Consider the following 21685-nt stretch of genomic DNA (forward strand, 5'->3'; position numbering starts at 1 on the left):
TTTGGTGTATTAATGAAAAACAATAAAGAAAGCGCTTGGTCAATTTTAAAGCGACTAATTAGTTATATTAAAGATTTTAGGCTCGCTTTAGTGGGGGCAATTATTGGTATGATTGGTTATGCCGGTGTTGATATGGCATTAATTTGGTCTTTACAACCATTAATCGATGATGGCTTTACAGGTAAAGATCCTTCTGTGTTGGAAATGATGCCTTATTTTGTAGTGATTGTAATGGGGCTTCGTGGTTTAGCTGCGTTCATGAGCTCATATTGTATGGCTTGGGTTGGTAATAATGTGGTGATGAAACTACAACGCCAATTATTTGCACAATTAATGCTGTTGCCAGTCTCATTTTTTGATAAAACCAACACCGGTGAGTTGCTATCAAAAATAACCTATGATGCAAACCAAGTATCGAACGCAGCTAGTAACGCTTTAGTTAAAATTTTCCGGGAAGGTGCAACAGCAATTGGCTTGATTGCATTGATGTTTTATCAAAGCTGGCAATTATCATTGGTGTTCTTTGTCGTTGGTCCGATCGTTGGTCTAGCCATTAATGTTGTGAGTAAACGTTTCAGAAAAATCAGTAAAAACTTACAAAATGCGATGGGCTCTGTCACAACGTCCTCTGAACAAATGCTGAAAGGCCATAAAGAAGTATTAATGTTTGGTGGTCAAAAAATAGAAAATAAAAAATTCGAAAAAGTCAGTAATACTGTGCGTGCTCAAAATATGAAAATGGCCAGTGCGAATGCGATTAGTGTCCCTGTTATTCAAACATTGTCTTCTTTTGCATTAGCTTTTGTATTATATCTTGCTACTTTTCCACAAATTATGGACACACTTTCATCTGGTACTTTTGTTGTGATCATCAGTTCAATGATGGCATTAATGAAACCGATTAAAAGTGTAACCCAAATTAATAATGAAATTCAAAAAGGTATTTCGGCAAGTACAAGTTTGTTCAATATGCTTGATATGAATATAGCTAAAGACGAAGGTACTTACGAAGTAGAGCGTGTAGCAGGTAATATTAGCCTTAACAATATTGTATTTACTTACCCTACAGGGGATAAGCCTGCATTAAATAAAGTTAGTTTTAATGTTAAAGCTGGGCAGTCAGTGGCATTAGTAGGGCGTTCAGGTAGTGGTAAATCAACGATCGCAAATTTATTAACACGTTTCTATGATATCGACTCAGGAGAAATATTATTAGACGGTAAGAATATTGAAGAGTATCGATTGACTTCTTTACGAGATCAAGTAGCGATTGTATCGCAAAATGTTCACCTGTTTAACGATACCATTGCCAATAATATCGCTTACGCTAGTGAAGATCGTTTTACAGAAGAAGACATTATCAAAGCAGCTACCACCGCCCATGCTATGGAGTTTATCAATAATTTCCCTGAAGGTTTAAACACTGTTATTGGTGAAAATGGGGCTATGCTATCTGGTGGTCAACGTCAACGATTAGCTATTGCTCGTGCACTATTACGTGATGCGCCTGTGCTTATTTTGGATGAAGCAACTTCAGCTTTGGATACAGAGTCAGAACGTCATATTCAAGCAGCTTTAGATGAACTACAAAAAAATAGAACTTCAATCGTGATTGCACATCGTCTATCCACAATAGAACATGCAGATCAAATCCTGGTGATAGACCATGGCCAAGTTGTTGAACAAGGGACCCATCAAGAGCTACTTGCACAAGGTCAGATTTATCACAGCCTAAATAAAATGCAATCATCAGGTGAATTATAATGCCTTTTTGGTATCAGCCTACACAATGGTGGGCATGGCTATTATGGCCCTTTGCATTGTTAATGCAGGTTATTAGTGCCTTTCGTCGTTTTTGTTTTCAACGCGGTTGGCTTAAAAGTTATAAAAGCCCGTTACCTGTTGTCGTCGTTGGTAATATTTCGGTAGGCGGGAATGGTAAAACACCTTTTGTCATTAGTTTATGTGAATTGTTAATTAAACAGGGATATAAACCGGGTGTGATCAGTCGTGGATATGGCGGTAAATCGACTAATTATCCCTTAGCGGTAAATACACAGACCTTAGGAAAAGAAGCTGGTGATGAGCCGGTACTTATTCATAAGCGCTTAGGTATCCCCGTTGTAGTTGACCCAATTAGAGCCAATGCAGCCGACTATTTAGCAAAACACTGCGATGTTGATGTGATTATAACTGATGACGGTTTGCAACATTATGCGTTACAACGTGATATTGAAATTGTAGTGGTAGACGGTAAGCGTCGCTACGGTAATCAGCATATTATGCCGATGGGGCCATTAAGAGAATCGCTGAGTCGTTTACGTGATGTTGATTTCATTATCAATAATGGAGCAAGTCATGAAGGTGAGTCGACTATGTTATTGGTTGCTTCACCTTGTAAAAAGGTAGATGGTGGTGAAGGAGTATTATCTACACAATCGGTTAACGCTTGTGCTGCTATTGGTTACCCACCTCGCTTTTTTAATACGTTAGTTGAGCAAGGTTTTACTGTGAATAAGCAAGTCTCTTTCGCTGATCATCATGCGTATACTTTTAGTGACTTTGAGCAATTCCCTACTGATATGCCCTTGCTTATGACGGAAAAAGATGCGGTAAAATGTACCTCATTTTCCCAAGCTAATTGGTGGTATTTACCCATTGATGGTCAACTTCCAGACACCTTTATTCAACCTTTTTTAGAAAAATTAACACAGATTAAGGAATCAAAATGTTAGATATTAAGTTATTAGATATCATTGCTTGCCCAGTATGCAAAGGAAAACTAGCTTACGATAAAGATAACAACGAACTAATCTGTAAGTTTGATCATCTTGCTTATCCTGTAAGAGATGGCATACCTGCTTTATTGTATGCAGAAGCACGTAAAATGAGTGCTGACGAGGAGTAATTATGTCGTTTATTGTGGTTATTCCTGCTCGTTATCAATCTACTAGATTACCTGCTAAACCCTTAGCTGATATTCTGGGTAAAACCATGATTGAGCGAGTCGCTATTCAAGCATTACAGAGTGGCGCTAAACAAGTGATCGTTGCAACGGATGATCAACGCATCGTTGATGCGTTAGTATCGGTGAATAATATTGAAGTTTGTTTAACCTCTAAGGACCACGAATCAGGCACTGATAGGTTAGCGGAAGTGTGTGAACAATATCAATTCTCAGATGAAGAAATTATTGTGAATGTACAAGGTGATGAACCATTAATTCCACCTAGTGTCATTAAACAAGTGGCAGATAACTTATATGTTAATCAGCAAGCGAGTGTCGCTACATTAAGTGCGCCTATCACAGATCAAGATGACGCTTTTAATGTCAATGCGGTAAAAGTAGTCACAGATAAGCATAATCTTGCTTTATATTTTAGTCGAGCGACGACACCATGGGATCGCGACAATTTTACAGAGCAAAATAGACAAGAAAAAAATGTCGATTTGAGTCATTTACAACGCCATATTGGTATTTATGCGTATCGTGTCAACTTTTTAAAACACTATGCACAATTATCGGTTTCACCTTTAGAAAGTATTGAAAAACTTGAGCAATTGAGAGTACTTTGGCATGGTTATAAAATCCATGTTGATGTTGCAAGCCAAGTGCCGCCTGCAGGTGTTGATACTGCAGAAGACTTACAACGAGTGATTGACGTTTTGTCACAAAGTTGAATTAATATTAAGGAATAATAAAGCCTATGAGAGTTTTTCTTATTTTCTGTTTCAGTGTGTTGCTAGTAGCCTGTGGCGATGATCGTCCTGAACGCTTACAAGCAAACATTAAAACAGCAGATTACCTTATTGAAAATTTAGGGACAAATTTAGATACTCAACGTGTTCGAAATGCGATTATTTTAAAGCAATATGCAACATTATTAGAGCAACAAAAGCCAGACTTAAAACCTTTGTTAACTGAACTGTCTAAAGATGCAACGAGAGAGGGACCTATGTTCCGTTCTTTAACAGACCGTTTAGCTACATTAAAAACACGACCTGATGTATTGGGTGATATTGAAGCACAATTATTTGAAAGTGAAACATTGATTGAAGCCTCTGATCCCACTTTATTTAATGATGCGCTTTCTGATCCTATTAATGTCATTGCTGATATGTCTGATGGTGAGTTTGCTCGTGTTAATGCAATCAGCCAATCACAAAGTTTACAAGCTAATGGGGCTGATGATAACGGTGCTGGTAGTCAGTTGGTAGGTAATCCTGGTTACGGTCAATGGCAAACTAACAGCAGTGGTTTCTCATTTTGGCAGTGGTATGCAGCTTATACTTTATTCTCAGCTATTTCTCCTCGTCAAATAGGTTACGACCGTTGGTCTTCTAGACGTGATTACAGTTATTACAATGATGTTGGTCGTAATCGTTACACTTCTCCTCAGCAACGTAAGTCTCAAGATGACTTAGCACAACGCACGAAGAAAAAATTTGGTAACAAAGGCGGTTTCACTAGCCCTTATGCCAAATCTAAAACAGGTGCAAGTCGCATGTCTACAGTCAGTAAACAAGCACAGAAAGCAACCAGTTTTTCAGGGAAGTCGAGTTACTCGAAGCAAAAAGCCTCTTCAAGTAGTTTTAGAAATAGCAAATCAACCACATCTCGTGGTGTTAGTCGCGGTAAATAGGATATTAATATGAACGAATTAATAACAACATTAGAAATAAATGGATCGTTGATTGGTTATTTAGCCATTGATATGGCTGTTGCTATCTTATTATTAGGTGGTATTCGTTATGCGATGGGCGTATTGGGTAAAGTGAATACGGCTGACGAGTTAGCGCATAAAGATAATTTTGCCTACGGAATTAGTATGGCGGGTGGCGTTGCTGCCATGGGGATTGCATTAAGTGGTGCCATCACTGGTGAATTAGCAGGCTCTTATGAAATAGAGTTAATTGGTATGTTAGCTTATGGTTTAGCCGGTTTAATTCTGATTAAAGCAGGACGTTATATTCATGATAAATTTGCTTTAGCATCATTTGATAAACAAGCTTTAATCATTGATCGCAATATTGCAGTTGCATTAGTGGATGCGGCTTCAGTGATTGCCACTGCGATCGTTGTACGTGCCGCTATCATGTGGGTAGAAGGCTTGAATGTTGATACCTTTATCGCGCTTGTTGCTGCTTGGGTCGTTTCACAAGTTATGCTGGTTGTGATCACTCGCTTCTTTGAATGGAAATATGCTAAAAATAATGGAATGCCATTCCAAACTGCCTTAGTTAATAACCATATTGCTTTAGCTATTCGTTATAGCGGTTACTTGATTTCTACTGCAATGTCAGTGACGGCTGCGAGCTACTTTATCATTTTTGATGTGGATTCACTGTGGATGGGACTAATGCAATGGGTTGTGATTAGTGTCATTTTAATGGTGTTATTAACCATTTTAACAGGCATTGCTAAGTTCCTTGTATTATGGGGAATTAACCGTCGTGAAGAGGTTGAAGATCAGCAAAACATTGGTATTGCTACTATTGAATTAGCAACGTCTTTCTCTATTGCCTTCCTATTAATGGCATTAATGTCTTAATTTTACTGTTTTATCTTACTAGGCCATCATTTGATGGCCTTTTTTATAAGCGAATTTAATTGTATGCGTCTTAAATCTCTCAATAGCAAGCAGATCAATTTACTCATTGATGATGCTTTTTTAATTTTAATAATGGCCACTTTAGCTTGCTGTGGTTTGATTTATGAATATCTACTATCCCATTATTCTGCGCGTATCCTGGGTAGCGTAGAAACGGTGATTTATGCAATCATTGGGATCATGATCGTATCGATGGGATTGGGAGCTTTTGCGGCTAAAAAGATAAAAGATGCCTTTCAAGGTTTTGTATTATTAGAGCTGATTGTTGCTTTGATCGGATGTAGTACAACCTTATTCATTGCTTCTGTGATTGGTTTTAGTCAAACCTTACCGCAATTAATTGCAGATACGTATCAGATTCCTAACGATGTGTTGTTAAAAGGAGACTTCCTGGCAACTTTATCTTGGTTAAGTAGCAAATTACCTTATCTGTTTGCTTTTATCTTAGGCTTTTTGATTGGGATGGAAATTCCTTTAATTGCACGTATAAGAGAAACAGTTTATGGCCAACGTTTAGCACATAATGCTGGCACAATTTATGGTGCAGATTATATCGGGGCAGGTGTAGGCGCTGCCATTTGGGTATTATTCATGCTAAAAATTGAAATCAGTCAAGCTGCCGCACTGACTGCCTCTTTGAATTTGATTGCCGGTTTTGTATTTTTAATACGCTTTAAAGAGCATCTGAAACATAGAATGAAACTCATTATTGGACATCTTTGTTTAGGTGTTTTGATCGTGTTTGTATTTATATTTGGTAACCACTGGCAAAAACAGATGCAGAATATGTTGTATTTGGACAAAGTGGTGTATCAGACTCAAACAACATACCAAAATTTGGTCTTCACTGAGCGACTTTTAGGTGGCGGTTATGATCCTATTTATAACTTCTATATAAATGGTCGTTTACAATTTTCTAGCTTAGACGAACATATTTATCATGAGTTTTTAGTTCATCCCGTAATGCAAGCTTCTGCACGTCACCAACATATTTTGATCATTGGTGGAGGTGATGGTTTAGCCTTACGTGAAGTACAAAAATGGAATCCAGAACAAGTCACTTTGGTTGACCTTGATCCAAAACTTATTTCTCTGTTTAAATATCCAGAAAAAGTCCTACCGCCTCATTTGAGCGATAAAATTAAACATCTTACTCAAGATAGTTTTAATCAAACTGGCGTAAAAGTTATCAACGATGATGCATTTATTGCGATTGATCGGTTACTCGCGAATAAACAAATCTTTGATACGATCATTGTTGATTTACCTGACCCTAGCCATCCAGATCTAAACAAAATGTACAGTGTTAATTTTTATTATCGTTTGAAAAATTTATTGAATGGTGATGGTGCAATTGTGGTGCAATCGACTTCTCCTTTCCACGCTCAATCAGCATTTATTTCTATTGGAAAAACCTTGCAAGAGGCTGGGTTTAACACCGAGCAGTATCATCAAAATGTACCTTCTTTTGGCGAATGGGGGTGGAGTATTGGTACTAAACGAGGTCAAACTGCATCTCAAAGGTTATCAAGTATTGACAGTCTGGCGATTCCGACTAAATGGTTAACTTTACCTTTATTAAAAGGGGCTTTTTCTTTTAATAAAGATTTTTATTTGAATAAAGATAAGGTAAAAGTTAATTATTTGGGCAGCAATATTCTTTATCAATACCATCAAAATGCCTGGGAAGCCGAAACAGAATTTGCTAATTAATCTCAATACTAAAAACAAAGCCGAATCTTTAAAATCAATATAGTTATATATATTACTAAAGTCATTTGTCATCAACAGGTCTTAATTTTGTAACCCTTCTGTCATTTAACCTTTCTATGCTAATTAAAATGGCATAGAGAGGTGATGATAGGATGATTTCAAGTCAAGAGATGTTTAAGAAGTATTTTCCAAAACTGGTGGAAGATTCATTACAGCATAAATTATTAAGTTCTTTGTGCAAAAACTTACTACATGAAAGTGAATTTGTTCAATTTGCAGACCGTTACCCAAATTTAAAAGGTTTTGACTTAATCGAGAAAACCCTCGATTACTTTGATTTTAGTTTTGCTACTATTGATAAACAAATCGAGCGTATACCTGTCACTGGACGAGTTGTTATTGTCGCTAACCATCCAATAGGTTCATTAGACGGTTTGGCGTTATTGCATTTGGTTAAAAAGATCAGAAGTGATGTTAAAGTTGTTGCTAATGAGTTATTGATGGAGATTAAATCGTTGCATGACGTGTTATTACCCGTCAACAATATGTCGGGTAATACCGCAAAAAAGGATCTTTTAAATATACATGACTTTTTATCCTCTGATGGTGCATTAATCATATTTCCTGCAGGTGAAGTTTCGCGCTTTACAGCAAAAGGTATTAAAGACTCTCCTTGGCAAAAAGGCTTCTTAAAAATTGCATCACGTGCTAAAGCACCTATTTTGCCTATACACATCAAGGCTAGAAATTCTTGGACTTTTTATGCGTCTTCTTTCTTTTATAAGCCACTTGCAAGCTTATTACTGGTTAAAGAGATGTTTAAACATAACGAACAAAGCATCAATGTCAGTATTGGCAAACTAATTCCGTTTGAAAGTTACGGTAAAAGTAAATTATCGACTAAAGTTAAAGTAAATCTATTACAAAAAGAGGTTTATCGGGTTGCCAAAGGGCAGCAAAGTTACTTTAAAACAGAATCAGTGATTGCACACCCTGTCCCTCGAGTCGAATTAAAGCAAGCGATTGAACAATGCCAGCTATTAGGCAGTACTTCGGACGGGAAAAACATATATCTGTTGGAGAAACCCGAACACGGCGTCATTTTAAAGGAGTTAGGGCGATGTCGAGAAGTCACTTTTAGAGCGGTTGGTGAAGGAACAGGAGAAAAACGTGATCTTGATAAATTTGATTTTGAATACTTACATATTATTTTATGGGATAAACAACAGTTAGAGTTAGTCGGAGCCTATCGCTTTATTAATACAGCCCAATTAATTAAAGGTAAAGCAATGGGGGAGTTATATAGTAGCCAACTTTTTGATTATAAAACGGAAATGCAGCCATATTTTGAAAAAGGCATAGAGCTTGGCCGGAGTTTCGTACAACCAAGGTATTGGGGAAAACGCAGCCTAGACTATTTATGGCAAGGAATCGGTGCGTATTTATCAATGAATAGTGATATTCGGTATTTATTTGGGGCTGTTTCTTTGACTGCCTCTTTACCAAAAAAAGCACATGCCTATTTAGTGTATTTTTATCAATTATATTTTCCATCACAAGCAGAGTTGGCAATAGCAAAAAATGCCTATTCGATTTCAGAAGAATTGGATAACGAGTTATTAGAATATTTTACCGGTGATGATTATGAAAAAGACTTTATGAAATTAAAAACTATGATGAATAATATGGGAGTAAACGTACCAACTCTATATAAGCAATATACTGAATTATGCCATGAAGGTGGCGTACAGTTCGTTGATTTTAATATCGATTCAGAATTTAATCATTGTATTGATGGTCTAGTCATCGTTGATTTAACTTACGTAAAGGCAAAGAAAAAATCTCGCTATATTGACCTTCACCTAAATGAAAGTCGAAGCGAAAATAAGTGATTTAAATCATCGCTTAATTAACTAGACAATTAAAATTTGTTTGTTTTGCTGTTACTTCAAATGGAGGCTATAATACGCGCCCTATATTTTACCCCTAAAAAGGAATAACAGCGGTGTTTGAATTCCCCCAAATTAATAAAAGCAGTGTTAAAAATGATGTGCTTTCAGGTTTAACAGTTGCTCTTGCACTGGTGCCCGAAGCAGTGGCCTTTGCCTTTGTGGCTGGTGTAGAACCAATGATTGGTTTATATGCCGCATTTATGGTTGGTTTAATTACCTCTATTTTTGGCGGTCGTCCTGGCATGATTTCAGGTGCAACTGGTGCAATGGCTGTAGTCATGGTGGCACTAGTTAGTTCTCATAGTGTTGAATATTTATTTGCAGCAGTGCTACTAGCCGGTTTATTCCAGATTTTATGTGGAGTATTGCATTTTGGTAAGTTTATTCGCATGGTGCCTCATTCAGTAATGATTGGCTTTGTGAATGGTTTAGCGATTGTTATCTTTTTAGCTCAGCTAGGGCAGTTTAAAGTAAAAGATGCAGCAGGAAACCTAAGCTGGTTACAGGGTAATCCGCTTTACATTATGCTAGGACTGATTGCTTTAACTATGGCGATTATCCACTTTTTACCTAAGTTAACTAATGCAGTGCCTTCTACATTAGTGGCGATAGTAGTGGTGACACTTTTGGTTTATTTCGTACCTGCACTAGAAACACGTACTGTATTAGATTTTCTACAAAGTATGACCGGTGATGAAAACGCAACAATTGCAGGAACGTTACCAACATTTGCATTACCAGTAGTGCCGTTTAATTTAGAAACATTACAGGTTATTTTACCTTACTCACTAATTTTAGCTGCGGTTGGCTTAATTGAATCGTTATTAACATTAACAGTCGTTGATGAAATGACTGGTACTCGTGGTCGCCCTAATAAAGAGTGTGTCGCACAGGGTGCTTCGAACATGGTGAATGGCGTGTTTGGTGGCATGGGTGGATGTGCAATGATTGGTCAGTCGATGATCAATATTAACTCTGGCGGTCGTGGTCGCTTATCTGGTGTTACAGCAGCATTAGCGTTGTTAGCATTTATTTTATTTGCTTCAGATTTAATTGAAATTGTACCACTCGCTGCATTAGTGGGTGTCATGTTCATTGTTGTATTAGGAACGTTTGAATGGGCTTCATTCAAAATGATGCGTAATGTTCCAGTAAAAGATGCATTTGTAATTGTATTAGTAAGCACAGTAACTGTATTTACTGATTTAGCAATTGCTGTATTTGTTGGTGTTATCGTATCGGCATTAGTGTTTGCATGGGAACATGCTCGCCATATTCATGCTAACGTTGAAGAAAATGCAGATAAAAGCGAGAAGTCTTACAGTATTAATGGCCCATTATTCTTTGGTTCAGTGAGTAATTTCTTAGAATTATTCGATGTGAAAAATGATCCGCGCCATATTGTCGTAGATTTTGCAGCTTGTCGTGTTGCTGACCATTCTGCTATCGAAGCAATCAGTGTGCTTAATGAACGTTATGTGAAAGAAGGTAAGAAACTGCATATTCGTCACCTTAGTAAAGACTGCCGTAAATTATTACATAAAGCAGGCGTATTAGTAGAAATGAACTTAATTGAAGATCCATCTTATGCTGTGGCATCTGATAAGCTTGGTTAGTATCATTGAACAAACTAATAAGTAAGATTCTAAAGCAGGTTTTATAACCTGCTTTTTTGTATCTGTTTGAAAAGGTATTACGGGAAAGGGGGAAGGTTTAAGAAACCTTGTTATATTAATAAATTTTTATCGAGTTGATTGTCTAATTGGGCGATATTCAGCATCGCATTTAGGACTAAGTTGAGTTGACTTTGGATTCCACACAGAAAACCAAATATGTTTGTTTCTTAACGTTTTCTTTTTACTTTTCATCTTCTTCTCCTTTTATTTATTAAATATAATATAGTCTACTTATTGCATATTTGTGACAATTTAAAAAAGATTACTGATCCAGATTAATAAAAAAGCAAAGAAAGACCTTTTTACAAAGAAAATGCATAATATTGTTATTCTACAGCGTTCAGATATTGTATGCTTGATATACGAAGTATCAGAGGTTGTTTACATGAAAAACCAATGATTAAATAATAGCTATTTTAATAAAGAATGATGTGGTTTAGGACGTTTACTTTCTACAGGTTGTGTAGAAAACTACATTTAATTTGAGTTAAAATAAAAAGTTTTAATTTAAAGATGACTATTATAGGTTTATTGGCAAAAGGCTTATGATTTTTATCAATTAGTGTAATTGGTTGAGGTAAATTGTGATTAAAAAAATTGGTGTACTTACAAGTGGTGGCGATGCGCCTGGTATGAATTCTGCAGTGCGAGCAGTGGTACGTACTTGTCTATCTCACAATATCGAAGTTTTCGGTATTTATGATGGTTATGCAGGATTACATGCAGACAAAATTGAACAAATGGATCGCCATTCTGTATCTGATGTTATTAATCGTGGCGGCACCTTTCTAGGGACTGCACGTTTCCCAGAATTCAAAGAAGAAAGTGTTCGTAAAGAAGCGATTAAACAATTAGAAAAACATGGTATTGAAGCATTAATCGTAATTGGCGGTGATGGTTCGTACATGGGTGCATTAAAATTAAGTGAAATGGGTTACCCATGTATTGGTATTCCTGGCACGATTGATAATGATATTGCAGGGACAGATTTTACGATTGGTTTCATGACTTGTTTAAATACAATCGTTGATGCGGTGGATCGTCTTCGTGATACTTCTTCATCTCATAACCGTATTTCTATTGTAGAAATGATGGGGCGTTACTGTGGTGATTTAACTTTATGGGCTGCTATTGCTGGTGGTAGTGAATACGTTATCGTACCAGAAGTTGATTTCGATGAAGATCAATTAATTGAGCAAATTCAATTAGGTGAAGAAAAAGGTAAAAAGCACGCAATAGTTGCAATTACTGAGCATATTACTGATGTGACAGCATTAGCAAAACGTATTGAGCAAAGAACAAAACGCGAAACACGTGCTACAACCTTAGGGCATATCCAACGTGGTGGTGCTCCGATGGCATTTGACCGTATTTTAGCAAGCCGTATGGGTGCTTATGCAGTTGATCTGTTGATGGCAGGTAAGAGTGCTCGCTGTATCGGTATTAAGTGTGGTGAGATGGTTGACCATGACATAATTGAATGCCTAACTGAAATGAAGCGTCCATTCCGTCAAGACCTTTACGATCTATCGAACGTATTATATTAGGCCTTAATAGCTAATATACATCTTTATAGTTATATCGATTAAGCCTACTTTTAAGTAGGCTTTTTTATTCATACTATTTATATTTCACATTACTAGGAGTTAATATGCCCGATAATCAAAAAAAGGTGTTATTTGATTTTATCGAACTAAATGGCCAATTAAATTCAATTAAAGGATTACATACTAGTTATTATCAAATTGGATTTATCTGTAGTGTGCAAGCCTTACCTGAGTTATTGGACTTGGAGCAGTGGTTAAGTTATCTATGGAAGTCTAATGCAGAAATGAGTTTTGATAATGAGCAGCAAGCAACTGATTATGCTCAAAGAGTTATAGCTTTAACTAATGAAATTCAAACAGCTTATCAAGAAGCGATCCCACTAAACGGATTACAATGTCATGATTGGTTAACGCCAGATAAACAATTAAGTGAGCAAGCAATACAATTTGCGAGTGGCTTTTTAGCTGCTGTTGAAATATTTAATGAACAATGGACAACGGTTGAGGGCGATAGTAATAGTGAAAATATTTTACAAACAACTATCTTATTATTAACCAAACTGGCTCCACCAGATGCAAACGATCCTCAATTCTTGGCGATTGTTGATCAATTACCTAAATACCATGAAATACTAGCAATTTTACCACAATTATTAAGTAATTTAGCTTATAGTGCGGCCCAGAATTTAGTTTTTGATGAATAACAGGGTAGCCATGCTAGGAACAGTTTCAGAAGAAAATGCATATTTTTCAGTTGTATCAGACGAAGATGATTTTGTGGTCATTAACAAACGTCCTGGTATTAACTTCCATAGTGAAGATGGTGAGTATGGTGTAGTCGTTGCTGCAGAAAAATACTTTGGGAAGAAGTTATTTAGTGTGCATCGTTTAGATAAAATGACCTCGGGTATTTTATTACTGGCTAAATCATCAGTTGCTGCAAGTCGATTCTCCGAGTTATTTGAAAATCAAGATATTCAAAAATTTTACTTAGCCATTGCAGATAAAAAACCTAAAAAAACTCAAGGATTAATTAAAGGTGGGATGGAAAAGTCTCGCCGCTCGATGTGGAAATTAACTAGAAATACTGAAAATTTAGCGATAACTCAGTTCTTTAGCTTTGCGTTAGGTGAGGGTAAGCGTTTGTTTGTGGTTAAACCTAAAACGGGGAAAACACATCAAATTCGTGTGGCATTAAAAAGTATAGGCAGTGCGATTTGTGGTGATCCTATTTATGCAACGGAAGATGCACACCGCTATGACCGTGGTTATTTGCATGCTTTTCAAATTCAATTTGTTTATCAAGAACAGGTATTTAACTTCAGCGCTACGCCAAGTTTAGGTGAGTTGTTTCATTTACAAGCTTGCCAAGAAAAATTAGCAGAGTTGGAAGATTGTAATACATTAAAATGGCCTAAGAAAACTTAGTTATACCAATTATATTAAATAAGTGATCTAAATTTTACGCAGGAAAAATGACTGAGTTCAAGGCGTAATTTAAGTTAAGTAGTTGTTCTACTTCCGAAAATTACAACGAAGAAATAAGTTATTTTAACAAGTAAAATAGATCAGTTAATTAGTGTGATTGAGCCTTTTGAGTATTAGGTTTGCGGGTTAAGCAAATTCGGTCCAGATTGGAGCATGATCTGAAGGTTTATCAATACCTCTAAGCTCATAATCAATATCTGCTTCAACAGTTTTTTCTGCTAATGCAGGCGTTGCTAGTACCACATCAATACGTAAACCACGGTTATCATCAAATCCACGTGAGCGATAATCAAACCAGCTGAATTTTTGATCTTCTTCTGGGTGTAATAAACGGAATGTATCGGTAAAGCCAAAACTCATTAGGGTTGCAAGCCATTCACGTTCTTCAGGTAGAAAACTACATTTTTTGGTTTGTAACCAACGCTTGGCATTTGCTTCTCCAATACCAATGTCTAAGTCTAATGGTGAGATATTAATATCGCCCATCACGATCACATTATCTTCAGCTGTATGGTTTTCATTTAAGTAAGTATTTAAATCTTGATAAAACTGGCGTTTATATGGGTATTTTGTTTCATGTGTTTGGTTTTCTCCTTGTGGGAAGTAACCATTAAGAATGCGCACTGGCTGCCCATCTTCATCAGGGACTGTCACCATTATCATGCGTTTTTGATGCTCGTCATTATCTGTTGGGAAACCGTATTGCACATCAGTAGGCTTTTGCTTACACAGTATAGCAACACCGTAATGTGCTTTTTGACCATGGTAGTACACGTGATATCCCATAGCTTCAACAGCTTCAACAGGAAATGCATCATTGTGTACTTTAATCTCTTGAAGCCCAATAACATCAGGTTGATGTTTATCGATAACTGCTTGTAATTGATGTAGGCGCGCGCGAAGCCCGTTAATGTTAAATGAGATAACTTTCATAGTGAGGATAGCCTTTACAGAATCAAAAACGATAAATGTACCTTGTTGTTAGCATTTACTCAACTAAGACCGTTAAGATAAACCTTAATAAATAGCCCACTTATCATCTGCTAAATAAATAAGGTAGAGATTGGTGAGTGACTAACCCACCATATTGATATTATTAATGTAATGCGATGAGTAGATGATGGAGGTGATCAGCGGTTTCTAAACCACTATCAGTCAAATAACCTCCGTCTTGTTGAGATATTAACCCTTTTTCAAACAATGATTGTGCTGCTTTAATGACGCTTGGATCAGCCTCTTTATGAATTTTTAACCCTTCCAGTTGTGAAGTTTCAGGGAATTTCGCGAGTAGTTTTATTTCATCTAACAAGGTATCAGAATAATTTTTCGTCATTATTTAGCTCACTTCTATTGTTGATATGAGTTTTCATCATAGTCAGACAGGTATAAAAGGCAAAAGCTAATAGAGGGGAGTTTGGCGTAGATCAATTCTTGAAAGGATTCCTTAATTAATAGTGATGTAGCGCACTGAAATTAAATAAGGTTAGTTATAGGAATGTTCAAAACACTCCTATAACTAGTGTGATTATTATTCGGTAGTTGGGGCTACTTTAGTATCACCAGTTTGCGCCGCTTCGTTAGGCTCTTTTTTAACTTTAGGGTTTTTGATAAGTGGATTTTCTTGATCAATATTGTCACTAGTGATGCTAGTTAGTTTATTCCCATCAAAAGTAAGCAATATCTGTGATTGCTGAATAGGCTCGCCACCTGGTTTAATATAACGTATGTAATACCACTTAGATGTATCGAACTGATCAATTAACATCGGTGATCCTAATACGAATACAATTTGCTGTTGAGTCATTCCTAATTCAACTTGTGCTAATTTTTTATCGTCTACATAATTTCCTTGTACAACATCAATCTGATATACAAAGGTATTGTACAAATAAGAACACCCTGAAAGTGAGAAAGTAATCGCAAGGCTGGCAAGTATTTTTTTAATAGTCATGGGCTCATCATTAATTAAGTGATAAATAATTTGAGTTTGATGATACCCAAGCAAAGCTAACAAGTAAAAATATTAGGGAAGAAATTTTGTGATTCTTATTTATAAAGTAAAACTTATAGCAAAATTGTTTATTTTTAAAACTAAATGTATCTTAGAAACAGAGTTCGCTTTAATTTTGTGGTAAATTTACGTAGAATTCAGCTCTTTGTTTTGCTCCATTTCTTGTTTCTGTGAATTATATAAATGCCATTATTTGCGTTAGGAATTAACCATCAAACTGCACCAGTTGAACTGAGAGAAAAAGTTGCCTTTGCACCTGACTCTTTGATGATGGCTTATGCGGATTTACTAACTCAACCTCTTGTTAAAGAAGCTGTTATTATTTCTACTTGTAATCGTTGTGAAATCTACTGTCATTACGAAGGGCAGGATATTTCACCTATACTTCGCTGGTTGACTGATTTTCATGATATCGAGCCAGGTGCATTTGACCAAAACTTTTATAGTTATCAAGATCAAGAGGCCGTTAATCACCTATTTCGAGTTTCGTGTGGGTTAGATTCATTGGTCTTAGGCGAACCACAAATCCTTGGGCAAATTAAACAAGGTTTTGCTTCTGCGGGGCAAGCTAAAGCCGTCAATAAAACACTCAATAAATGGTTTCAATACGCTTTTAGTGTTGCAAAACGAGTACGCACGGATACTCAAATTGGCGCTAATGCTATTTCAGTCGCATTTGCAGCGGTGTCTTTAGCAAGACAAATATTCAGCGATCTAAAGAAAAGTAGAGTATTACTAATTGGTGCTGGCGAAACAATTGAACTCGTAGGCAAGTATTTACTTGAGCATGAAGTGCCAAATATTACTATTGCTAATCGTACTTTAGAGCGTGCGATGGGCTTAGTTGAGCAATTTAATGCAAACGCCATTACCCTAGAAGAAATACCTAATCACCTCGCTAAATCAGATATTATTATCTCTTCGACAGCTAGTCCATTACCAATCATTGGTAAAGGTATGGTGGAATGTGCGTTAAAAGATCGCCGTCACCAACCTATGTTATTTATCGATATTGCAGTTCCTCGCGATATCGAACAACAAGTCGCAGAATTAAATGATGCCTACCTTTACAGTGTTGATGATTTACAAGGCATCATAGAAGAAAATAAACAAGCACGAGTAGAAGCCGCCATTGAAGCTGAAAAAATTATTGTTGCCAGTGTTGGTGACTTTATGGCTTGGCAAGAATCATTAAAAGCGGTAGAAAGCATTCGCTTGTATCGTCAAAACAGTGAGCAATTAAGAGATGAATTATTACAACGTGCTATTGCTTCATTAGCGAAAGGTAATGATAGCGAAAAAGTATTAAAAGAGTTGGCGTTTAAGTTAACCAATAAGCTTATCCATTATCCAAGCCAAGCATTAACAACGGTTAGTCAAACAGGTAATGAACAAGACTTAGCATTATTGAGACTAACACTTGGACTAAGCCAACAAGACGAATTATAAAGAGATAACTCGATTGGTTAACTATCGAACTATTCAAAAGAAGAGATAAAAATGAAAGCATCTATTGTTGCAAAGTTAGAAATATTAGTTGAGCGTTACGAAGAAGTACAAGCGTTATTAGGTGATCCAGATACAATTAGTAATCAAGAGAAATACCGTGAACTAACCAAAGAATATTCACAGCTTGAAGAAGTTGTACTGTGTTTCAAATCATTTCAATCGGCACAGGAAGATTTAGCCGCTGCTGAGTTAATGCTTGAAGATGATGACGAAGATATGCGAGAAATGGCGCAAGACGAGATCACTGAAGCCAAAGAGTCAGTTGAAAGATTAGCTGCTGAATTGCAAATTTTATTACTACCAAAAGATCCTAATGACGACCGTAACTGTTTTGTTGAAATTAGAGCTGGTGCAGGCGGAGATGAAGCGGCTATTTTTGCTGGTAACTTATTCCGTATGTACAGTAAATACTGTGACAGTAAAAAATGGCGAGTGACCATTATGAACAGTAATGAAAGCGAACAGGGTGGTTACAAAGAAGTGATCATGCAAATTGAAGGTGATGGTGCCTACGGCTTAATGAAATTTGAATCGGGTGGCCATCGAGTACAACGTGTACCTGAAACTGAGTCACAAGGCCGTATTCATACTTCTGCTTGTACAGTGGTTGTCATGCCAGAGATTCCAGAGTCAGAAGCAATTTCAATTAATCCTGCTGATTTAAAAGTGGATACTTTCCGTGCCTCTGGTGCTGGTGGTCAGCACGTTAATAAAACCGATTCTGCTATTCGTATTACGCACGTGCCTACTGGGACAGTGGTAGAATGTCAGGATCAACGTTCGCAACATAAAAACCGTGCACAGGCGATGTCTGTTCTACAAGCTCGCTTACAACAGGTCGAAGATGAAAAAAATAATGCTGAAGAGCAAGACATTCGTCGTAGTCTTGTCGCAAGTGGTGATCGTAGTGAACGTATTCGTACTTATAACTACCCCCAAGGTCGTGTAAGTGATCACCGTATTAATTTAACCATTTATCGCTTAAATGAAGTATTAGAAGGTGAGTTGGATGCGTTACTTGACCCTATTCTACAGGAAGATCAAGCTGACAAATTAGCGGCACTTGCGCAAGGTGCTCTTTAGTTGCGTATTGAAGATGCGTTAGCCTGGGCTGAATATACATTAGTTAATAGTGATTCCGCTCTATTAGATGCACAGGTGCTGTTAGCTTTTGTGTTAAATAAACCAACCATTTATTTAATGACTTGGCCTGAGCGTGATTTAACTATGCAGCAAAAATCTGACTTTGAAAAATTAATTGAGCAGCGAGTTAATGGTCAACCTGTCGCTCATCTAACAGGTGAGCGAGAGTTTTGGTCATTACCGTTCAAGGTCAATGCAAGTACCTTAATTCCAAGGCCAGATACTGAAATATTAGTTGAGTTAGCCTTAGCAAAAAGCAGTGCACAAGCCCATATTTTAGACTTAGGTACAGGCACTGGTGCAATTGTATTAGCGCTTGCCAGTGAACTGCCTAAAGCGACTCTTATGGCGGTAGACTTTAGCCGTGATGCAGTCGCTTTGGCCTGTGAAAACCGCAATAGCTTAGGTTTTTCACAAGTGAAGATTATACAAAGTGATTGGTTTGAAAATGTGCAGGAAAGGTTTGATGTGATTGTTAGTAATCCGCCTTACATTGATCCATCGGATATTCACCTGAGCCAGGGTGATGTTCGATTTGAACCGCTTTCTGCATTAACAGCAGAAGAACATGGACTCGCAGATATTCGTTTGATTTGTGAACAAGCAAAGAATTATTTAAATGCAGGTGGGTGTTTGTTGATTGAGCATGGCTACGATCAAGGTCAGGCAGTACAAAGAATTATGTTAGACAATGATTTTGTACAAGTAAAAACAGAACAAGATTACAGTCAAAATGACCGTGTAACATTAGGCCACCTCCCTTTATAAAGTAGGGCTACTAATATGCCATGGTTTAATTTATTTTATCTTAACAACTTAATAAGTCTCTGGGCTTAGAGCAAGGATTACAATGTATTCTATCTTAAAACATACTCACATGAGCTTTATCTTATTAGCGATTATTCTTTATATTTTACGATTTTACTGGTTAAAGTCTGGCCATGAGAATGCGCAAAAAGCGTTGTTTAAAAAAATCCATACTCATACGCATTTAACGATTGTTGTATTAGGGATTGCGTTAATGGCATTAGTACATTGGAATCCGTTCTCTTTAGGCGGATACTGGTTGTTAGAAAAAATAATCGCATTTGTTGCATACTTTACTATGGTTCAAGTGTCTTTAAACCCAAATACCAAAACGCATATTCAATGGTTATCTTTTGTTGGTGCTTTTGGCTGGCTTGCTTACATAGCTAAATTAGCATTCACCAAACAAGCTATTTTATTAGTGGGGTAAACAGTGGAACTAGATGAAAAAGGGACACTAGAAGAGTCAGTTATCAATACTAGTCTGATTCATGAAGGAATTGATTATCAAGCTTATTCGCTTTTACAGTTGGCGAGTATGGCTGAAGCTGAGATAACTGGACATTCAGCTTTAGAGTTACAGCATAATATGCGCTTACAACTAATTGTGATTAAATCTCAATTAGCGGCATACCCTGATACGAATATCGATAAACTCAGTGCAATATTGAATAATTTATATCATGTGCAAAACTTTAGTGGTGATTGGAAAGCATTTTTCAAAGTAAAAAATGCATTGCTGTCTTCAGTATTATCGCGTCGTAAAGGGGTGCCGATTAGTTTGGGTATATTATTAATCGAAACTTTAAAAGAGACGGGCTTTACTGCCGCTGGGATTTGTTTTCCAAGTGGCTTTATCGTCAAAGTAGAATTATCAGATGGGCCTGTTTATATTGATCCGTTTAATGGTGAAATTGTTGATTTGATGCAACTGGAATTAAAGGTGCGTGGTCAACTTGGTAATCATGCACGATTAACAGCTGAGATGTGTCAAGCTGATAGTAATGAAACGATTATTAAGCGTTACGTTAATGTCCTAAAAGCAGCTTATATTCAAGCCGAGAGCATTGAATTGGCATTATTATGTAGTGATATTCTATTACGACTTGATCCAGAAGATGCCTTTGAAGTGAGGGATCGTGGCTTTTTGTTTCAACAATTAGAGTGTTATCAACTTGCTTGTAATGATTTCACTTACTTTATTGAGCAATGCCCCGATGATCCCATTGTTAATTTATTAAAAAGACAAATTAAACAGATGAGTGATGAGCTAGCGGCTCAGGTCATTCATTAATTATGTTAAGTCATAGTAATCACTCTGGTGGGGTGATTACTATCAATTTTTGATCGAACTGTTCGATAAAAATAAGAGAGTAAAAATGAGCCAGAAAATTATCAAAGTCGGCAATATTGATGTTGCAAACGATCTTCCATTTGTTCTATTTGGTGGTATGAATGTTTTAGAGTCACGCGACCTAGCGATGAAAATGGTTGAAACCTATGTTGAAGCGACCAGTAAATTAAATATTCCTTATGTATTTAAAGCATCATTTGATAAAGCAAACCGTTCATCTATTAATAGCTTTCGAGGTCCTGGTTTAGAAGAAGGTTTACGTATTTTTGAAGAGATTAAATCGACCTTTAATGTGCCAATTATTACGGATGTTCATGAACCTTATCAGGCTAAACCAGTCGCCGAAGTCGTTGATGTGATCCAGTTACCTGCATTTTTAAGTCGTCAAACAGATTTAGTGCAAGCAATGGCGGAAACAAATGCAGTTATCAACGTGAAAAAAGCGCAGTTTTTAGCTCCGCATGAGATGCAACATATTATTACTAAGTTTAATGAAGCTGGTAACGATAAAATCATCTTGTGTGAGCGTGGTAGTTGCTTTGGTTACAATAACTTAGTAGTAGACATGTTGGGTTTCAGCACCATGAAAGAAACCTCTTACCCAGTTATTTTTGATGTGACGCATTCATTACAGAAGCCTGGTGCGCGTAGCGACAGTGCTGATGGTCGTCGTAGTCAAGTTGTGCAATTAGGCTTAGCGGGTATGTCTCAGGGTATCGCAGGATTATTCCTAGAGTCTCACCCAGATCCTACTAATGCTAAATGTGATGGTCCTTGTGCATTACCATTAGATAAATTGGTGCCTTTCCTAACACAAATGAAGCAAATGGATGAACTAGCGAAAAGCTTAGATCCTATTGTGACTGAATAAGT

22 protein-coding genes are annotated in these 21685 nt (G+C 36.9%); 18 read left to right on the forward strand and 4 right to left on the reverse strand.

Features of this window, described 5'->3' with window-relative positions:
* Nucleotides 1–12: 12 nt before the first annotated feature.
* The 9 genes from msbA to OW492_RS01295 all read left to right on the forward strand — a co-directional run bounded on the left by msbA (nucleotide 13) and on the right by OW492_RS01295 (nucleotide 10893).
* Complete coding sequence (msbA, locus tag OW492_RS01255) at nucleotides 13–1764, forward strand: lipid A ABC transporter ATP-binding protein/permease MsbA (RefSeq protein ID WP_290037883.1); 1752 nt, start codon at nucleotides 13–15, stop codon at nucleotides 1762–1764.
* The gene (gene lpxK, locus OW492_RS01260) at nucleotides 1764–2735 is read left to right on the forward strand and encodes a tetraacyldisaccharide 4'-kinase (RefSeq protein ID WP_290037884.1); all 972 of its coding nucleotides are present in this window, start codon (nucleotides 1764–1766) and stop codon (nucleotides 2733–2735) included. The genes msbA and lpxK overlap by 1 nt, the downstream gene beginning before the upstream one ends.
* Nucleotides 2729–2908, forward strand: a complete 180-nt coding sequence (locus OW492_RS01265) for a Trm112 family protein (RefSeq protein ID WP_290037886.1) — start codon at nucleotides 2729–2731, stop codon at nucleotides 2906–2908. Before lpxK ends, OW492_RS01265 begins: the two co-directional genes overlap by 7 nt.
* 2 nt (nucleotides 2909–2910) lie before the next feature.
* Complete coding sequence (gene kdsB, locus OW492_RS01270) at nucleotides 2911–3681, forward strand: 3-deoxy-manno-octulosonate cytidylyltransferase (protein ID WP_290037888.1); 771 nt, start codon at nucleotides 2911–2913, stop codon at nucleotides 3679–3681.
* A gap of 26 nt (nucleotides 3682–3707) precedes the next feature.
* Nucleotides 3708–4643, forward strand: coding sequence for a hypothetical protein (locus OW492_RS01275; protein WP_290037890.1), 936 nt, complete (start codon nucleotides 3708–3710; stop codon nucleotides 4641–4643).
* A 9-nt stretch (nucleotides 4644–4652) separates the two neighbouring features.
* Nucleotides 4653–5552 carry a DUF350 domain-containing protein gene (locus OW492_RS01280; protein WP_290037893.1) on the forward strand — a complete coding sequence of 300 codons (900 nt, stop codon included), beginning with the start codon at nucleotides 4653–4655 and terminating at the stop codon, nucleotides 5550–5552.
* A 63-nt stretch (nucleotides 5553–5615) separates the two neighbouring features.
* The gene (locus OW492_RS01285; RefSeq protein WP_290037895.1) at nucleotides 5616–7325 is read left to right on the forward strand and encodes a polyamine aminopropyltransferase; all 1710 of its coding nucleotides are present in this window, start codon (nucleotides 5616–5618) and stop codon (nucleotides 7323–7325) included.
* A gap of 152 nt (nucleotides 7326–7477) precedes the next feature.
* Nucleotides 7478–9217: a lysophospholipid acyltransferase family protein gene (locus OW492_RS01290; protein WP_290037896.1), complete on the forward strand. Its 1740-nt coding sequence runs from the start codon at nucleotides 7478–7480 to the stop codon at nucleotides 9215–9217.
* 113 nt (nucleotides 9218–9330) lie between these two features.
* Complete coding sequence (locus OW492_RS01295) at nucleotides 9331–10893, forward strand: SulP family inorganic anion transporter (protein ID WP_290037897.1); 1563 nt, start codon at nucleotides 9331–9333, stop codon at nucleotides 10891–10893.
* 126 nt (nucleotides 10894–11019) lie between these two features.
* Here OW492_RS01295 and OW492_RS01300 read toward each other — a convergent pair whose 3' ends face one another.
* On the reverse strand, nucleotides 11020–11145 hold the full coding sequence (locus OW492_RS01300) for a hypothetical protein (protein ID WP_290037898.1): 126 nt from the start codon (nucleotides 11143–11145) through the stop codon (nucleotides 11020–11022).
* A 392-nt stretch (nucleotides 11146–11537) separates the two neighbouring features.
* On the opposite strand from OW492_RS01300, the gene pfkA reads away from it, so the two are divergent.
* From pfkA to OW492_RS01315, 3 genes are all read left to right on the forward strand, one after another.
* A complete protein-coding gene (pfkA, locus tag OW492_RS01305) occupies nucleotides 11538–12500 on the forward strand; it encodes a 6-phosphofructokinase (RefSeq protein ID WP_290037899.1) in 963 nt (320 codons plus the stop codon).
* A 104-nt stretch (nucleotides 12501–12604) separates the two neighbouring features.
* Complete coding sequence (locus tag OW492_RS01310) at nucleotides 12605–13204, forward strand: UPF0149 family protein (protein ID WP_290037900.1); 600 nt, start codon at nucleotides 12605–12607, stop codon at nucleotides 13202–13204.
* A 10-nt stretch (nucleotides 13205–13214) separates the two neighbouring features.
* Entirely contained in the window at nucleotides 13215–13928 is a 714-nt protein-coding gene (locus tag OW492_RS01315; protein ID WP_290037901.1) for a TIGR01621 family pseudouridine synthase, read from the forward strand.
* Nucleotides 13929–14114: 186 nt separating this feature from the next.
* Here the strand turns inward: OW492_RS01315 and xthA are convergent, their stop codons facing one another.
* The 3 genes from xthA to bamE all read right to left on the reverse strand — a co-directional run bounded on the left by xthA (nucleotide 14115) and on the right by bamE (nucleotide 15939).
* On the reverse strand, nucleotides 14115–14921 hold the full coding sequence (gene xthA / locus OW492_RS01320) for an exodeoxyribonuclease III (RefSeq protein ID WP_290037902.1): 807 nt from the start codon (nucleotides 14919–14921) through the stop codon (nucleotides 14115–14117).
* 163 nt (nucleotides 14922–15084) lie between these two features.
* Nucleotides 15085–15321, reverse strand: coding sequence for a TIGR02647 family protein (locus OW492_RS01325; protein WP_290037904.1), 237 nt, complete (start codon nucleotides 15319–15321; stop codon nucleotides 15085–15087).
* A 195-nt stretch (nucleotides 15322–15516) separates the two neighbouring features.
* Nucleotides 15517–15939: an outer membrane protein assembly factor BamE gene (bamE, locus tag OW492_RS01330; RefSeq protein ID WP_290037905.1), complete on the reverse strand. Its 423-nt coding sequence runs from the start codon at nucleotides 15937–15939 to the stop codon at nucleotides 15517–15519.
* 243 nt (nucleotides 15940–16182) lie between these two features.
* Here bamE and hemA point away from each other — a divergent pair, with 243 nt between their 5' ends.
* The 6 genes from hemA to kdsA all read left to right on the forward strand — a co-directional run bounded on the left by hemA (nucleotide 16183) and on the right by kdsA (nucleotide 21683).
* The gene (gene hemA / locus OW492_RS01335; protein ID WP_290037906.1) at nucleotides 16183–17448 is read left to right on the forward strand and encodes a glutamyl-tRNA reductase; all 1266 of its coding nucleotides are present in this window, start codon (nucleotides 16183–16185) and stop codon (nucleotides 17446–17448) included.
* Nucleotides 17449–17499: 51 nt separating this feature from the next.
* Nucleotides 17500–18591 carry a peptide chain release factor 1 gene (prfA, locus tag OW492_RS01340; RefSeq protein ID WP_290037907.1) on the forward strand — a complete coding sequence of 364 codons (1092 nt, stop codon included), beginning with the start codon at nucleotides 17500–17502 and terminating at the stop codon, nucleotides 18589–18591.
* Nucleotides 18592–19419, forward strand: coding sequence for a peptide chain release factor N(5)-glutamine methyltransferase (gene prmC / locus OW492_RS01345; RefSeq protein ID WP_290037908.1), 828 nt, complete (start codon nucleotides 18592–18594; stop codon nucleotides 19417–19419).
* A gap of 82 nt (nucleotides 19420–19501) precedes the next feature.
* Nucleotides 19502–19888 (forward strand): SirB2 family protein, encoded by a 387-nt coding sequence (locus OW492_RS01350; RefSeq protein ID WP_290037909.1) that lies wholly within the window; start codon nucleotides 19502–19504, stop codon nucleotides 19886–19888.
* A 3-nt stretch (nucleotides 19889–19891) separates the two neighbouring features.
* Nucleotides 19892–20752, forward strand: a complete 861-nt coding sequence (locus OW492_RS01355) for a tetratricopeptide repeat protein (RefSeq protein WP_290037911.1) — start codon at nucleotides 19892–19894, stop codon at nucleotides 20750–20752.
* A gap of 85 nt (nucleotides 20753–20837) precedes the next feature.
* Nucleotides 20838–21683 carry a 3-deoxy-8-phosphooctulonate synthase gene (gene kdsA / locus OW492_RS01360; RefSeq protein WP_290037913.1) on the forward strand — a complete coding sequence of 282 codons (846 nt, stop codon included), beginning with the start codon at nucleotides 20838–20840 and terminating at the stop codon, nucleotides 21681–21683.
* The last annotated feature ends 2 nt before the right edge of the window (nucleotides 21684–21685 follow it).

The sequence above is a fragment of the Psychromonas sp. 14N.309.X.WAT.B.A12 genome, assembly GCF_030397575.1.
Taxonomy (GTDB): domain Bacteria; phylum Pseudomonadota; class Gammaproteobacteria; order Enterobacterales; family Psychromonadaceae; genus Psychromonas.